Source organism: Flavobacterium sp. HSC-61S13 (assembly GCF_024171535.1).
GTDB lineage: Bacteria > Bacteroidota > Bacteroidia > Flavobacteriales > Flavobacteriaceae > Flavobacterium.
On sequence record NZ_JALJZV010000022.1, the window covers coordinates 1 to 15,099 of the forward strand.

General features: G+C 37.9%; 14 protein-coding genes. 7 read left to right on the top strand and 7 right to left on the bottom strand.

The window, feature by feature from the left end:
- Positions 1 to 148: 148 nt before the first annotated feature.
- From cobC to L1275_RS15425, 5 genes are all read right to left on the bottom strand, one after another.
- Positions 149 to 715 carry an alpha-ribazole phosphatase gene (gene cobC / locus L1275_RS15405; RefSeq protein WP_253475448.1) on the bottom strand — a complete coding sequence of 189 codons (567 nt, stop codon included), beginning with the start codon at positions 713 to 715 and terminating at the stop codon, positions 149 to 151.
- Positions 697 to 1,485 carry an adenosylcobinamide-GDP ribazoletransferase gene (locus L1275_RS15410; protein WP_253475451.1) on the bottom strand — a complete coding sequence of 263 codons (789 nt, stop codon included), beginning with the start codon at positions 1,483 to 1,485 and terminating at the stop codon, positions 697 to 699. The genes cobC and L1275_RS15410 overlap by 19 nt, the downstream gene beginning before the upstream one ends.
- Entirely contained in the window at positions 1,485 to 2,489 is a 1,005-nt protein-coding gene (gene cobT, locus L1275_RS15415) for a nicotinate-nucleotide--dimethylbenzimidazole phosphoribosyltransferase (protein WP_253475454.1), read from the bottom strand. The genes L1275_RS15410 and cobT overlap by 1 nt, the downstream gene beginning before the upstream one ends.
- Positions 2,490 to 3,185: 696 nt before the next feature.
- Complete coding sequence (locus L1275_RS15420) at positions 3,186 to 3,491, bottom strand: putative quinol monooxygenase (RefSeq protein ID WP_253475457.1); 306 nt, start codon at positions 3,489 to 3,491, stop codon at positions 3,186 to 3,188.
- Positions 3,488 to 4,102, bottom strand: coding sequence for an NAD(P)H-dependent oxidoreductase (locus L1275_RS15425; RefSeq protein WP_253475459.1), 615 nt, complete (start codon positions 4,100 to 4,102; stop codon positions 3,488 to 3,490). The genes L1275_RS15420 and L1275_RS15425 overlap by 4 nt, the downstream gene beginning before the upstream one ends.
- A gap of 314 nt (positions 4,103 to 4,416) precedes the next feature.
- On the opposite strand from L1275_RS15425, the gene L1275_RS15430 reads away from it, so the two are divergent.
- Entirely contained in the window at positions 4,417 to 5,337 is a 921-nt protein-coding gene (locus L1275_RS15430; RefSeq protein ID WP_253475461.1) for a LysR family transcriptional regulator, read from the top strand.
- Between the two features lie 19 nt (positions 5,338 to 5,356).
- On the opposite strand, the gene L1275_RS15435 is transcribed toward L1275_RS15430, so the two are convergent.
- Together L1275_RS15435 and L1275_RS15440 are read right to left on the bottom strand one after the other, a co-directional pair.
- Positions 5,357 to 6,868, bottom strand: a complete 1,512-nt coding sequence (locus L1275_RS15435; RefSeq protein ID WP_253475463.1) for a tail fiber domain-containing protein — start codon at positions 6,866 to 6,868, stop codon at positions 5,357 to 5,359.
- Positions 6,869 to 7,415: 547 nt separating this feature from the next.
- Positions 7,416 to 8,312, bottom strand: coding sequence for a DUF4476 domain-containing protein (locus L1275_RS15440; RefSeq protein ID WP_253475465.1), 897 nt, complete (start codon positions 8,310 to 8,312; stop codon positions 7,416 to 7,418).
- 323 nt (positions 8,313 to 8,635) lie between these two features.
- On the opposite strand from L1275_RS15440, the gene L1275_RS15445 reads away from it, so the two are divergent.
- The 6 genes from L1275_RS15445 (at position 8,636) to trpC (ending at position 15,083) form a co-directional block, all read left to right on the top strand.
- The gene (locus L1275_RS15445) at positions 8,636 to 9,229 is read left to right on the top strand and encodes an HD family hydrolase (RefSeq protein ID WP_253475575.1); all 594 of its coding nucleotides are present in this window, start codon (positions 8,636 to 8,638) and stop codon (positions 9,227 to 9,229) included.
- 37 nt (positions 9,230 to 9,266) lie between these two features.
- Complete coding sequence (locus tag L1275_RS15450) at positions 9,267 to 10,730, top strand: NAD(P)/FAD-dependent oxidoreductase (RefSeq protein ID WP_253475467.1); 1,464 nt, start codon at positions 9,267 to 9,269, stop codon at positions 10,728 to 10,730.
- A gap of 582 nt (positions 10,731 to 11,312) precedes the next feature.
- Positions 11,313 to 12,704: an anthranilate synthase component I family protein gene (locus L1275_RS15455; protein WP_253475469.1), complete on the top strand. Its 1,392-nt coding sequence runs from the start codon at positions 11,313 to 11,315 to the stop codon at positions 12,702 to 12,704.
- Between the two features lie 2 nt (positions 12,705 to 12,706).
- Complete coding sequence (locus L1275_RS15460) at positions 12,707 to 13,309, top strand: aminodeoxychorismate/anthranilate synthase component II (protein ID WP_253475471.1); 603 nt, start codon at positions 12,707 to 12,709, stop codon at positions 13,307 to 13,309.
- Complete coding sequence (gene trpD, locus L1275_RS15465) at positions 13,306 to 14,298, top strand: anthranilate phosphoribosyltransferase (protein WP_253475473.1); 993 nt, start codon at positions 13,306 to 13,308, stop codon at positions 14,296 to 14,298. The genes L1275_RS15460 and trpD overlap by 4 nt, the downstream gene beginning before the upstream one ends.
- Entirely contained in the window at positions 14,295 to 15,083 is a 789-nt protein-coding gene (trpC, locus tag L1275_RS15470; RefSeq protein WP_253475477.1) for an indole-3-glycerol phosphate synthase TrpC, read from the top strand. Before trpD ends, trpC begins: the two co-directional genes overlap by 4 nt.
- Positions 15,084 to 15,099: the final 16 nt, after the last annotated feature.

Below are 15,099 nucleotides of genomic sequence, written 5' to 3' on the forward strand. Positions count from 1 at the left end.
ATTCAACACTATAAACGCGCTGCTTCTTAATGACTTGAATATTTGCTTTCATATAAATTGATTTTTTAGGTCAACCTATATCAGGGACGTACACGTGATTCGTGACTCGACTCCCGACTCCCGATTTTCGACTTCCGATTTCTGATCACTAAAAAACCATCTTAACAATTTGATCCAATTCCTTGGTCTCTCCAAGTTTAAAAACCATTCCTTCACCGTAGTTTATGGGGATCTTAAAAATGTTTTCCAAGGGAATATCCAATAAATAGGCCCAGATGCAACGTACCACACCGGCGTGAGTAACCAAGGTGATTCTACGGGCTTTGTGGCCGCGTAACTCATCTATAAATAAAGAAACTCTTTTGTATAGTAACTCGAGACTTTCTCCTTCAGGTGTTTTTGCATAAACAAAATCGTCCATCCATTCTTGCAATTGTAAGGCGTTGATGTTATCCCATAATTGATTTTCCCAAGTGCCAAAATGCATTTCCATTAGAGAATTGTGATATTCAATTTTAGCTGCTGTGATATGTTGTGCTAAGATGCGGCAACGTTTTAGTGGGCTACTAAAAACCTGATCGAACTCGCTGGGTAATTTAGATTTAACCTGGTCTATATGTTGCAGGTAATCGTTGCTTAATGCTACATCGGATTGTCCGTAGCAACTTCCTTTTTCTACATCGACTTCGGTATGCCTTATAACATAAATTTCCATAACACTAAGTAACTTAAGAGAATAATAATTTCCGATAATTGCTCTACGGCGCCCAGACAATCGCCGGTATATCCGTCAATCCATTTGTTGAAATATCGTTGAGAAAAATAATAAACGGCTGCAAGGGGTAGTAGAATGAGAATAAATGGCCACTGGTAAATGGTCAATGCAAAAAGAGGAAGTAGTCCAAAGCTGTAAACACCGAGTACTTCTTTATAGGAATAGGCTTTTGCGATGGGTTTAGATTTGCTGCTTTCATCCTCTCTGGAATAGCTTGAGGTAAAGGTGATATTTATAGCAGTAAATCGGGCAAGCGTATGATAATTGATAAATAGTAGGGCTATTAGGAGCGGATTATCAGTTGTGATAATCAATATTTCGCTGAGTGCAAGAAATTTTAGAGCAAACAAAAAAATCAAGGCTACGGAACCGTAAGTCCCGATTCGGCTGTCCTTCATGATATCTAAAATGCGCGATTTGGTCCATCCGCCACCAAATCCATCAAACCCATCGGCGAATCCATCTTCATGAAACGCACCTGTGATAAAAACACCGGCTGCTAATGAAAGTAGCACAGCAATTTCGATGCTAAATACAAAGCTACATAAATAGTATACTAGAAACGACAAGCCTCCGACGATCCAACCAATTATTGGAAAATATCGGGTGGATTTATTGAGTAATTCCGGAGTATAACCCACCCATTTTGGACAGGGAATCCTCGTATAAAACATTAGAGCGGTAAAAAATATTTTCAATTCGGTTTTCATCAGTCGTTTTTAGTAGATACACCAGCGCTGTCGAAACTAGCCATTTCGTTTAAGAAATGAACCGCACTTTTGATTAGAGGATAGGCCACAGCGCAACCGGTACCTTCTCCAAGTCGCATACGTAAATTCACAAGCGGATCAGCTTTTAAAAACTCGAGTACATGCTGATGTCCAGATTCGTCAGATAAGTGACAGAAAATGGCGTTGTTTTTTATTTCGGGAATGAGGTGTACCGCGATTAAATAGGCTGCGGTAGTAATAAAACCATCGACCATAATCAGCATATTCTTTTTATAGGCACTAAGCATGGCACCGCATATTTGCGCTACTTCAAATCCTCCGTATGTTTGGAGTACCTCCATAGGGTCGTTAATCACTCCATGAAAGTTTTGACAATCTTTTAGAATACGCACTTTGTTGGCCAATTGATCGTTGTTGCTTGCAGTACCTTTTCCTGTACAGACTTCTAAGGGGAGATTACAAATACTACTCATAATCATCGCAGCGGAAGAGGTGTTTCCAATTCCCATTTCACCAAATCCAATGATGTTACAACCTGTATCAAAAATTTTAGTTACGATTTGATCGGCCTTATTGAAACAGAGATCCAATTGTTCGGCAGTCATGGCTTTCTCGATCAGAAAATTTCCTGTGCCCATTCCGACTTTGGCTGTGATTAAATCGGGATGTGGTTCAAAATCGAATTTTACACCAGCATCTACAATTTTGATATCAATATCGTTTTGACGGCCAAAAACATTAATAGCGGCTCCTTTACTTAAAAAATTCAGCACCATTTGATAAGTAACCTCTTGCGGATATGCACTAACACCTTCTTCGGCAATACCGTGATCACCTGCAAAAATCACAACAGTAGGCTTGTTTAAAATCGGAGTTAAGCTCTGCTGAACCAATCCGATCTGTAAAGCGACGTTTTCAAGTATCCCTAAAGAACCTAGGGGTTTTGTTTTCATATCGATTTTATGCTGTAAATCTTGTATCATGAAGTAATCAATTATTTGTGAAGTCAATCAGTTTGTATTTTTAAGCAATGAGTCGCTTTCTATTTGGACTTTTTAGACTAAATCTAAAGTTAGAATCTCTTTTTTAATGCAAATTTTAAAACTGCGGTAAATATAAGTGGAATTTTTGTTTCGACTATTTTATAAATCACAAAATACCGTGGAGTTTTCGACTACTAATCGATAAGCCGTAGTCATGTTATTTACGAAAAACTGCCGCTACTCGACGTTTTAAATGAGGAGTGGCGGCAGTTTTGTCTGTGTTTTTTGAATAAATTCTCAATTTTAGCGTAGAAGCCAACAAGAATATCGATGTTTTTAAATTGTAAAATGCTGATAACTTTTCGTTTAGCTTTTTTAATACAACTCTTGAAAATAAAAAAATAAAAACTTTAAAAAACAGCCTTAAAACCAATTCAAAGTCATAATATTGCAGTGTTGATTAAGTTTGTTATTTGATCAACGTTACTCCCTATGTCAGGCTTCCAATTCTGCTTAGGGAGATTTTTTTTGTGGTAAATCGAGCAATGAAAAACTTCAATTATATAACTCCATTTTATAAGCCTTTTTGGCTCTTTTTTTTGAACATCTCGAACTTTCTTAAGTTTTGTCAACAGTCTTAATTCAACTAAAAAAAATCTGATCCATACAGATAAAACCCTAAACGAATCTTTGTATTTAGAGCAAGGTAGGTATTTCAATTTTATCAGTTAGAAATAATTGAGGTTGTTGTTGTAGTTTGCGTTCAGCAAAACGGTTAAATTCCTTGATATACTCTTGTTGATTATGTGCGTCCAAACCGATCTGATCTTTCCATATCTCGTAGAATACAAAGGTATTTGGATCTTTGACTCCCTGATGTAGATCATATTGTATACAAGCGATTTCCTTTCTGGTTTCAGTAACCATTTTTTGCAAAAGTATCGAAACAGCGGATTGATGCTCTGGCTTTACCTGTATAATGGCAGTTAAATAAATGCTCATATTAATTCTTTTTGATTAATAAATTGATTTTGAAGGTGGTTGTCATATAAAATGCGGTAATTTTCTACGCGTTCAGCGGTCGCATTTTTTTCTAGATCGTGAAAGTGGAATCCATCAATTCTCGTTAATCCTGCGAATTGGTTCATCTTGTGGAAACCAAATAAAATACCGTCATCAACACTGTGTTGGTCAAAAAATTCGCCTTCTAAGGTGAATGCCGTTTCTGGAGCATTCCATGAAGAAGTAACCATATAACTTTTACCCGTCATTAATCCACCTGTTCCGTAATTGATATCTGGATTGGTTCTGCTTCGTCCATCACTAGCGTAAATACCGTTGTTATGACCAGCTGTGAAAACTTCATCTATATATTTTTTAAAGCGATTTGGCACTTGAAACCACCAAATCGGTGTATGATAGATAATGACATCGGCCCATTTGAATTTTTCTACTTCCAAATGCGCATCATAATCTTCATTGATATTGGTAGTCTGTACCTTAAAACCATTTCGAGATAGCGTTTCGCTAGTCCATTGTGTAAGACTATTATTAAAAAGTCCTCCTGAATGTGCGAAGGTTTGTCCGCCATTTATAATAAGTATATGTTTCATTGTATTATTTTGATTATTGATACTGCAAAGTTCTATAATATTTATAACTCATAAAAATAATTTAAATAATACATTTATATCATAATAATAATAGTTGTAAATTTATTTATAAAACCAGGCAATCATTTATAGTAACTCTTATGAAAATGCTACTGTCGGGATTATTTACCGGATAGATTTATTGTTTTTTACTGTAAAATTTTGTAAATTAATGGTATACGATAGGTTTGTATGAAAGAATTTCCAATTTAGAGCACATATTGCTAAGATTAAAATAATTTAAATCATACATTTGTATCATATAAATTATAGGTATGAGATGGAATTTAGAGTGGTTACGAACTTTTAAAGCGATATATGAAACGGGAACCTTATCGGCTGCTGCGCAGCAACTATTCATTTCACAACCGGGGGTGAGTTTGCATTTAAATTCGTTGGAATCCTATACGGGATATAAATTGTTTGATCGGTCAGCTCGAAAAATGGTTCCCACTGAAAAGGGGAAGATTTTATATAATTGTGTTTTTGAGCCCTTGAAAAAGATGGAAAATGCGGAACAGCATTTTCACAAGCGTTCGAAAGAGGAGCGAGCAACTATTAGTGTAGGAATGTGTTTTGAGACTTTTCAATATACTTTAGAGGAACATATAGCGAGTTTACCGTTTAACTTGATTATAAAATTTGGCGAATATCCTCAGATGCAGCAGGATTTGGATAACGGTCTTTTGGATTTGATTATCACACCGCAAATCGGAACCCAATTAAATTTAGAGTATCTGCCGTTTTCCAAAGAACGTATTGTATTAATTGCAGGTAACAATACCGATACTACCGAAATAGAAAGTTTGTTGACCTCTAATAAAATTAAGGAGGTATCTAATTTTCTCAAGCAGCAGCTTTGGTATAGTACGGCTGCGGATATGGATCATTTAAAAAACTTTTGGATGACACATTTTGGCGAGCATCCCGATTTCAGTCCGAATTATATTGTTCCCAATATCAGTTCTATCATTCGCTGTTTAAGTGATAATATCGGATTTTCTGTTGTTCCTGATTTTCTGTGTCGTGAGGCTATCATCGAAGGAAAAATAAAACTGATTTGGGAGGGTGTTGTTCCCTTGGAAAACACCCTTTACTTTGGTACTAGAAAGAAAACCATGTATCACAAAGAGATCGAGCAACTGGAAAAATTATTGAGAAATAAATGGGAGAATGTAGTAATATCTAATCCATAGAGAAACTTTTAGATACAAACTAATGATTGTTTTTAAGTTGTTGTTGTTGCATCCAGTTTTTGATTTGGGTTAAATCACGTTCAAGTTGGTCAATACGTTCGAGTTGTGCACTGTTTACTTTTTCTAGCTGTTCATTTTTTGAAGCTAATTCTTGTATGGAGTTAATTACAGGGCCAAGTAAATCATTATAGCGAACGCTTAACATCTGTTCTGCATCTTGAGTATCAACGACGATTCCAGCATTTTTATAATGAATGTCTTGAAGCGTTTGTACTAAGTCTTGAGCGATGATTCCCCATTCTTTGGTTTGGCTGTTGTTATTCTTACGAATATATTCCACGGGTTGAAGTCGATTTATAAAATCGAGACCGAGAGGAAGTGGTGCTATTGCGTCTTTATACCGTCGATCAGAAGTTACTGTAAACGGCACTTGACCGGCAATGGTGGTTATCGCTGTATTTCCCAACTGTATGGTGTTAGAAGTTAGAACTTCTGCTTGGCTACCTACAGCAACAGTATTGGTCAGATCGTACTTTATCGGACCGGATTGGTATCCTATAGCCGTATTGTTATTTCCTGATGTGATATACATCATACTTCTATAACCAATTGCTGTATTGTTGCTAGCATCTGAGCTTTTAGGTAAGGATTCAAAGCCAATGGAGACATTATTGTTGCCCGTAGTATTGGTCTGTAAGGCATTACTTCCCAAAACAGCATTGTATGAACCACTGTTGTTTGACGACATGCTTGAAGTACCTACTGCCGCATTATCATTACCGTTGTTTCGATTTAAACTATATGCTCCATTCGCTACGTTATTATTTCCAATGGAATTGGTAACTAGGGCTTCATGACCGCTGGCTGTGTTATTGCTACCGTTGGTATTGCCTTTCATCGCCGCTGAACCCAAGGCGGTATTTCGTGCGCCATTGTAATTATTGGAAAGGCTATTGGCTCCCAAAGCGACATTATCATGACCGACAACCAAACCTTGCGAATTTCCGTGAAGGCTGTTGTAGCCTATAGCCGTATTATAGCGACCGTTAAAACTACCCGCCATGGTGCCTTTGTAGGAATTGACCCCGTAAGAGGTGTTGAAAGTGGTTTGAGTTAATAATCCCGCATGAATGCCATTTCTCTTGAAAACCAGATCGCTATCATCGGTGGTGCCGATAAAATGCTCACCAGCAACGGTACCGCTATTACCACTTAGGCTCCATCCGTCTGTTGGCGCTACCGCGTCAAGTAACCGAACCCATTTTGCTGTAGTTTCATTCCAATAATAATAACCTGGTGTAATATCCGCTGTTGTCGCCGTATTGTAAACCATTAAGGAATGAGTGGGATTCGCTATAGTGGTCATATCATCGATGCTTTTAAGTGCTACACGCGATAAAAGAACCCCTTTATCTGTGAATTTTATCTCCAAAGCAGAAGATTTATCGGGTTGCAAGGTGCCGATTCCAATTTGTGCATAACTACCGTAACTAAAAATGCTAAAGATAAAGATCAAAAACCTGTTTTTCATAATATGACCATTTAGGAACAGCTTTCTCGTATTTAAGATTTAACTGAAATAACTGTTCTAATTTTTAAAAATATAAGCTCGATGAATAACTCAAATTTATATAATATTATTGTGTTTTAATAATTAATGTTGATATATTATCAATTAAATGACGTTTTTTAGCAATAAATTATTTTTGTTACTCTACTTATTTTAGGTTTTTATTGTATTTAGTATTTTTTTGTTTTAAATTTTAAGGTAGAAGTATTATCAGTTAACGCTTTATATGTTTTTACTGTATAAGTGCTTAACTTTTAGTTTTTTTTAAGGTAAATATCGATTGTTTAGCAATAAAAAAAGAGCGTCATCGGTAGTTGCTTTTTTTGTGTGAAACAACCGTTGAATGCAAAGTGAGATCATATTTGCTTAAAAATCAATAACGGCATCACTTAGTATTAAAAAAGACTGTCCTTTTAGACAGCCTTCTTTAGATTAGCGATACGTGTTAAGTTCTCTTGTAAAATGGAGTATTTATGCTATGTCGCTTGTAATATTTCTATATCTACTCTTATCGCAGATTAGACACATAGTTCATCAGTTGTTTTTTGCCTGTTTCAAAGGTAAAACTATCGTATACTATATAGAAGTTCACCTTATCTGTGCATCGTGGAAATAGTATTTTACCCGCTTCTACTTTTTGATCGTCAAAGCTAAAGGTTTTCAAGAGGGTTTTAATCTGTTGTGCGGTAAACAGACTCACTCGCGCTTGTTGTGTGATCACAGTTAATTTGTCCTTGTCAAAAGAGGCTGTTTTTTTTAAGTTTTTGACGAAACGATCAAAAGATATTTGGTCCATGGTTTGCGAATTGGAATTTCCGGATTCCCAAGATTCATTGCCGTAGGGGTTGTTCCATACATCGTCCCATTGATTAAAACCGTATTGTTGTCCCTTTACCGCATAACTATCGAGGAGGTATAGTCCGTAATTGCTGAAATAATCCAACACCAATCGGCTGTCGTTACGCACTTGAATTTGACTGCGATATTGCAGATAACCGTCTTCATAAATCGAGATAGACATACTTCCCGAATTCAGATCGAAAAATCGGAACTTTCCCGATTGATTGGTCATCGATTGCGTTCCTATTTCAACAGTAAATTGGCCTCCCTCTGGGATTCTTACAAAAACTTCGGCATACCCATAATTTTGATTCCACTGGTATCGCTTTTTTGTTTCTCGATTGCTTTTGTTGGAACGCGAAGACTGGCGATTCGATGAATTATCATATTGATCGCCGCGACTGGATGTGTTGCTGTTTGTGTTGGATCGGGTTGATGATTCTTGATATCGGGCTGTGGTAGTGCCGCTGATTTCATTTTTAAGCAATTCACCGGTTTTACCAGCTTCTTGACCAAACAAGATTGTGGCTGTAAATAGGGCTAAAAGAGTAATGGTTGTTTTCATGTTGTTATGGCTTAGTTCTAAAGGCATATTTCAGTAACCGTGCCAAAAAGAATCGATGGATATGAATTTAGTAAACGTTATTTTAGGTGGACAACTTAACTTTTTTAGAATGAACGTGATACTGTTTTTTTAAAATAGTAATATTAACAACTGCGGATTCACGAGTAGATCAGTTGATAATTGAAACGAGGTTTGTTTTGCTTATATAGTACTATTGTTATTTTAATGGGCAAGGGCATTTTTCAAGTTTATGGTTTTTTATAACTATAAGTTCGACCGCTAAAAAAACCTTATTTTTGCAGTATAAATTTTATGCTATTGCCATGTTTTCTGAAAACCTATTAAAACAGTTAGACTTTATAAGGGAAATTGATAAAGTCAAATACATTCAACGTAAAACCAAATTGTTCGACAGTGACAGGAACGAAAATGATGCCGAACACAGCTGGCATCTGGCACTGATGGCATTGGTATTAGCAGAACATGCGAATGAGCCGATTGACCTTTTAAAAGTAGTAAAAATGGTGTTGATCCACGATATCGTTGAAATAGATGCAGGAGATATTTTTATATATGATACCGCAAAGAATCACAGCAATACCGATGCAGAAAGAGCGGTTGCACAGCGAATTTTTGGATTGTTACCCAAAGCGCAAGCTGATGAAATGTTAGCCATTTGGGAAGAATTTGAAGCGGGTAAAACCGCCGAAGCTAAGTTTGCCAGAACCATGGATCGATTGGAGCCCTTATTGCAGAATACTTCTAACAATGGCGGAACCTGGAAAGAATTTGATGTCAGTTATGACAAAGTCATCGAAAAAAAGAAAGTCATGGCCGAGGGGTCTGAAGTGATTTGGGACTATGCGGAGCAATTGATAGAGCAAAGCGTTGAAAAGGGTATACTTAAGAAAAAGTAATTTTTTGGGATTGCAGTTTGCATAAATAAAAGTATTGATGAAAAAAGAAGAAAGCGAAGCGTCGAGTTGGTTGATGTGCGAGGATTGTTTGGGTCGTGGAAAAAAAAGTAGAAAGCTCAGTACTCGAGCTCGGCGCGACTATGCTTTGTTAGTTGCTGAATTTGAACGATCTAATAAACAGGGAATAGCACCTATCCGACCAACAGGACACCAATATCCCTGTGAAAGTTGTGGGGGATCGGGATTGCTTTATTCTTCACATTATCCGATACCTGATAGAGAGAACCAACCTCATGTTGCGATTATTGGTGGGGGAATAGGTGGCGTAGCTTTGGCAGTAGCCTGCTTGCATCGCGGTATTCCGTTTACACTTTATGAGCGCGATTACGATTTTGAGGCGCGATCGCAGGGTTATGGATTAACCTTACAACAGGCGAGTAAAGCCATCGAAGGTTTGGGACTTTTTTCTTTAAAAGACGGGGTTATTTCTACACGCCATTTGGTACATACAACAGATGGAAAAGTCATTGGAGAGTGGGGCGTTAGAAAATGGATGCAGTCTGAAAGCATAACTTCTGCAAAGCGAAGTAATGTTCACATTGCTCGACAATCTTTGCGGTTGGCACTATTGGAACAGCTCGGTGGGCAGCAGATGGTCAAGTGGGGGCATCAATTAATTGATATAAAGCAAACGGACGGAGCGGGAGTAGACTTGTCATTTCGCGTAAATGGAGTTTTGCAACAAGCCAAAGCTGACTTGGTTGTTGGTGCCGATGGTATCCGCAGTTCGGTACGTCGATTGTTGATCGACGAGCAAATTAACCCATTGCGTTATTTGGGATGTATCGTGATATTGGGTATTTGTCCTTTAGCGGCTTTAGAAGGATTGCAAAGTACTTTACTCGATTCGGCTACGGTATTTCAAACCGCCAATGGCAACGAGCGCATCTATATGATGCCTTATACCAAAGACAGCATCATGTGGCAATTGAGTTTTCCGATGGATGAAGCAGAGGCGAAAATCCTTAGTGCTCAGGGGCCACAAGCATTAAAGGATGAAGCCTGTCACAGGACACCTTGGCACGATCCCATCACTCAGATTTTAGCGGCAACAGATCCGGCTCAGGTTTCAGGCTATCCTGTTTACGATAGAGAACTCTTACAGCCCGAGGACTTAGTCCATGCTGGAGCAGTAACGCTCATTGGCGATGCAGCACATCCGATGAGCCCATTTAAGGGGCAGGGTGCCAATCAGGCCTTAATAGATGCCTTGATGTTGGCACGCGGTATATCTAAGGGGTGTGGATTTTTTAATCCGTGGAGACAACAAGGACTAAGAAAAAGTGTGTTGTCCGAGTTTGAATCTAACATGTTAGAACGCAGTGCTGTTAAGGTACAAGACTCCGCCGCCGCTGCCGAATTTCTACATTCTGAAACCGTGCTCTTCGAAGGCGATGAACCCAGAGGACGCTGTTTAAAGTCGACTACGAACAATGATTAATGTTGAAGTGCTAATGCTGTCAGTGAAGTTGCTGTTTGAACAAAATAGTCGGGACAAATCTTTTAAAACATTCCGACAACATACCATTTTATTATAATTAATAGCGCATTAGATATTCGTTCGTTCGAGCGTTAATCTGAAATTAATAGTTGATCTTTAGTGTTATAATTCGTAAAAATTATGGATGAATAAAGGAGCTGATCGAATGAATAAAAAGCGAAAAACAGCGTAAATATTTGACTGAAATTAGAAGGTACTAGATAACTTTTTATGTCTAATTCTATTTTTATCATTTTTATTGTAGTTTATATTAATTTGTAAGTAGTTGATAGTGTTTGTTTTGAAAAATAATTTAATTTATTTTTGGAAGTATAAAATATTATTATATACATTTGTCCCACTTATGAAAAACATTTCACAAAATAATACGTGGTGGTGGCTAACTAAATCTTTCGGATTGAGTTGGTAAACGCTATTATATTATTTTGTATCTAAAATAACTATTAGAAGCCCGCTGGATCCAGCGGGCTTTTTTTGTGCCCAAAATTTCCATTTCATTTTATAATCTTTTAAATCAATTTCATGATTTATACTTTCAAAACCCTTGTAAAAAAGGGACTTAGCGATACGAACACGCCTGTAGAGTTGTATTTAAAATTGCGCGATCAGTTTCAAAACTGCTTTTTATTAGAGAGTTCAGAATACAAAAGCAGAGAAAATAGCTACTCTTACATCTGTTTACAACCGCTAGCATCGTTTATTGCAGAGCGGGATAGTACAAGCATACAATATCCAGATGGGCGTAAAGATGTTTTGGATAATAGCAAAATCGACCTCGCGGGTGAATTGAATGCATTCGCCAAATCATTTGATACTGTTGATTTAAATTTAGGTTTTGTAAACAACGGATTGTTTGGTTATACTTCCTATGATGCGATTCCTTTTTTTGAAGATATATCCTTTGAGAATAAATCGTTTAAATTGCCGCTATTGCAATATCACTTCTTTCGATTTCTTATCGTTTTTAATCATTTTAACAACGAAATTTTTCTTCTAGAACATTTACAAGAAGGCGAATCATCTCAACTGAATCATATTAGTGAGCTGATTTCAAAACGCGCAATCACTCCTTTTGACTTTAGTGCTGAAGCGGTAGAAAGCTCGAATTTCACGGATCCCGATTTTCTAAAAGCGATAGCTAGAGGTATTGAACATTGTTATCTGGGAGATGTTTTTCAAGTGGTGCTGTCGCGTAAATTTCGCAGGAAATTTAAAGGTGATGAATTCAATGTTTACCGCGCTTTGCGCTCTATAAATCCATCGGCTTATCTGTTCTATTTCGACTACGGCGATTTTAAGATCTTTGGTTCCTCACCTGAGGCACAATTAACCATTCACAACAATACGGCTGTCATTCACCCCATTGCCGGTACTTTTAGACGTAGTGGTGATGCTGCAGTAGATCAGCAGTTAGCGATTCAACTCCGTGAAGACGTCAAAGAAAATGCCGAACATATTATGCTGGTTGATTTGGCGCGAAATGATTTGAGTAAAAACAGCCAAAGGGTAAAAGTAGACGCCTTTAAAGAGGTGGAATTTTACTCTCATGTCATACACTTGGTTTCTAAAGTAAGCGCACAATTGAATCCGGGATTTAATCCTATTCGAATCTTTGGCGATACGTATCCTGCGGGCACTTTATCGGGAGCACCCAAACACAAAGCCATGCAAATTATCGATGCCAATGAACCGGAAAGCAGAGGGTTTTATGGTGGAGCAGTTGGATTAATTGGATTTAATGGATCGTTTAATCACGCCATTTTTATTCGATCGTTTTTAAGCCAACATCATGTTCTGACCTATCAGGCAGGATGTGGCGTAGTAGCCAAATCCAATGCTGAAAGCGAATTAGAAGAAGTTAATAATAAATTAATGGCTTTGCGCAAGGCTATTGAACTAGCAAATACCCTTTAGTTATGAAAATTTTAGTCATAGACAATTACGATTCGTTTGTATATAATCTGGTTCATATTTTATATAACCTCGGCTTAGAAGACATCGTAGTTTGTAAAAACGATAATATTGATTTGACAACCATCAACCAATTTGATAAAATCTTATTATCTCCAGGACCTGGTGTTCCAAAAGATGCCGGATTGATGCCTGAAATCATCAAGCGGTTTGGACCTTCAAAAAGCATCTTAGGCATCTGTCTGGGGCATCAGGCTATAGCTGAGAGCTTTGGTGTTAAACTCATCAATTTGCAAACCCCCTTACACGGTATTTCTTCCCAGTTGACCATTATCCATCCAGATTATTTATTTGAGGGAATTTCTTCGGGTATTAAAATCGGACATTATCATTCTTGGATCGTAGAAAATCAATTGCCACGCGAACTCGAAGTACTCGCCTTAGATGAGAGCGGTCATATTATGGCGATCAAGCATCGACAATATGATTTGAGGGGATTACAGTTTCATCCCGAATCCGTGTTGACTGAAATGGGCGTAAAAATGATAGCAAACTGGATAGGGGGATCTCAAATGGAGTCCAATGAATTTAAAGAAAAACAAAAATGAGAGACGTATTAGAACATTTATACCAGCATAAAACCTTTACAAAGAGTGAAGCCAAAGCGGTATTGACCAGCATTGCAACGGGGGTGTATGATTCCAATCAGATAGCCTCTTTTGTAACCACATTTATCATGCGGAACATCACCTTAGACGAACTCAGCGGGTTTCGAGAAGCGTTAATTTCATTGAGCCATACCGTCGATTTATCCTTTTGTAATCCGATGGATGTTTGCGGTACTGGAGGCGATGGTAAGAACACCTTTAATATTTCTACTCTAACTTCATTTGTCGTTGCGGGGGCAGGAATAGCAGTTGCAAAACACGGTAATTATGGTGTATCATCCATTTCGGGTTCATCCAATGTATTAGAATTTTTGGGAGTTCAATTCCAAACGAATGAAGTGCTTTTAAAAAAGCAGTTGGAGGAAGCGAACATCTGTTTTTTACACGCGCCCTTGTTTCATCCGGCACTGCAAGTAGTAGCGCCAATTCGAAAAGCATTGGGTGTAAAAACCTTTTTTAATATGCTGGGGCCCTTGGTTAATCCAGCTCAACCAAAAGTTCAAATGACAGGGGTTTTTAATCCGGAACTCGCGCGGATGTATCAGTACCTCTTTCAACAAGAAGATGTTCAATACTGTATTGTGCATGCTCTAGATGGGTATGATGAGATTACCTTAACAGCAAACACCAAGCTATTCAATAACCAAGGTGAACATATCATAAAACCCGAACAATTCGGATTCGACCCGTGTTTACCAGCCACATTATACGGTGGGAATACCGTTAGTGAAGCCGCCCATATTTTTATGAATATTATAGAAGGGAATGGAACAGTAGCCCAAAACCAGGTAGTACTCGCCAATGCGGCTACGGCTATTAAAACCTATTACCCCTCCAAATCCTATGAAGAGGCAATGGCTATGGCAACAGCGTCTTTGTTTGGATTAAAGGCCAAAAAAGCATTCACCACCTTAAGAGCAATACAATGAAAATATTAGAGACGATCAAACAGCAAAAAATTATAGAAGTTCGCGAACGCCGAAGTCTATACCCTATAAAATTATTAGAGCAAAGTAGGTACTTTGAAACAGCTTGTGTTTCATTAAAAGGGTATATCCACAGTGAAAAGCATCAGGGGATTATAGCGGAGTTTAAAAGAAAATCACCGTCAAAGGGAAATATTAATGTTTATGCCGATGTGGAGAAGATCAGTTTGGGTTATATGCAGGCTGGGGCCTCAGCCTTATCTGTTTTAACCGATGAAACCTTTTTTGGAGCAAAAAAACAGGATTTGCCTACGGCTAGAAAACTGAATTATTGTCCGATACTGCGAAAGGACTTTATCATTGACGAATACCAGTTAATCGAATCAAAAGCCATGGGAGCCGACACCATTTTGTTGATTGCCAAAATACTTACCCCAGCACAAATTGCCCAATTCACCACTTTGGCTCATCAATTAGGTATGGAAGTACTTTTGGAAATACACACCGAAACGGAGATTTTAGACAATATCCATACCCATGCGGATTTGGTAGGGATCAACAACCGCAACCTAAACAGCTTTGAAGTAGATGTTGAAAACAGCATCCGTTTGGCGGGTTTATTACCTGAGGGTGTTGTAAAAATTGCCGAAAGTGGATTGGAATCGGCTGCTGTGATTAAAACCCTTAAAAACAACGGTTTTTCAGGGTTTTTAATCGGAGAGTACTTTATGAAAACCGCTGATCCTGCGGCCAAATGTGCCGCATTAATAAAAGAATTACGACTGTGAAAATTAAGATCTGTGG

What these genes read in the sequence shown, in the direction of transcription:
- cobC (WP_253475448.1), bottom strand. Translation starts at nt 715, where the DNA reads ATGGAAATTTATGTTATAAGGCATACCGAAGTCGATGTAGAAAAAGGA.
- L1275_RS15410 (WP_253475451.1), bottom strand. Translation starts at nt 1,485, where the DNA reads ATGAAAACCGAATTGAAAATATTTTTTACCGCTCTAATGTTTTATACG.
- cobT (WP_253475454.1), bottom strand. Translation starts at nt 2,489, where the DNA reads ATGATACAAGATTTACAGCATAAAATCGATATGAAAACAAAACCCCTA.
- L1275_RS15420 (WP_253475457.1), bottom strand. Translation starts at nt 3,491, where the DNA reads ATGAGCATTTATTTAACTGCCATTATACAGGTAAAGCCAGAGCATCAA.
- L1275_RS15425 (WP_253475459.1), bottom strand. Translation starts at nt 4,102, where the DNA reads ATGAAACATATACTTATTATAAATGGCGGACAAACCTTCGCACATTCA.
- L1275_RS15430 (WP_253475461.1), top strand. Translation starts at nt 4,417, where the DNA reads ATGAGATGGAATTTAGAGTGGTTACGAACTTTTAAAGCGATATATGAA.
- L1275_RS15435 (WP_253475463.1), bottom strand. Translation starts at nt 6,868, where the DNA reads ATGAAAAACAGGTTTTTGATCTTTATCTTTAGCATTTTTAGTTACGGT.
- L1275_RS15440 (WP_253475465.1), bottom strand. Translation starts at nt 8,312, where the DNA reads ATGAAAACAACCATTACTCTTTTAGCCCTATTTACAGCCACAATCTTG.
- L1275_RS15445 (WP_253475575.1), top strand. Translation starts at nt 8,636, where the DNA reads ATGTTTTCTGAAAACCTATTAAAACAGTTAGACTTTATAAGGGAAATT.
- L1275_RS15450 (WP_253475467.1), top strand. Translation starts at nt 9,267, where the DNA reads ATGAAAAAAGAAGAAAGCGAAGCGTCGAGTTGGTTGATGTGCGAGGAT.
- L1275_RS15455 (WP_253475469.1), top strand. Translation starts at nt 11,313, where the DNA reads ATGATTTATACTTTCAAAACCCTTGTAAAAAAGGGACTTAGCGATACG.
- L1275_RS15460 (WP_253475471.1), top strand. Translation starts at nt 12,707, where the DNA reads ATGAAAATTTTAGTCATAGACAATTACGATTCGTTTGTATATAATCTG.
- trpD (WP_253475473.1), top strand. Translation starts at nt 13,306, where the DNA reads ATGAGAGACGTATTAGAACATTTATACCAGCATAAAACCTTTACAAAG.
- trpC (WP_253475477.1), top strand. Translation starts at nt 14,295, where the DNA reads ATGAAAATATTAGAGACGATCAAACAGCAAAAAATTATAGAAGTTCGC.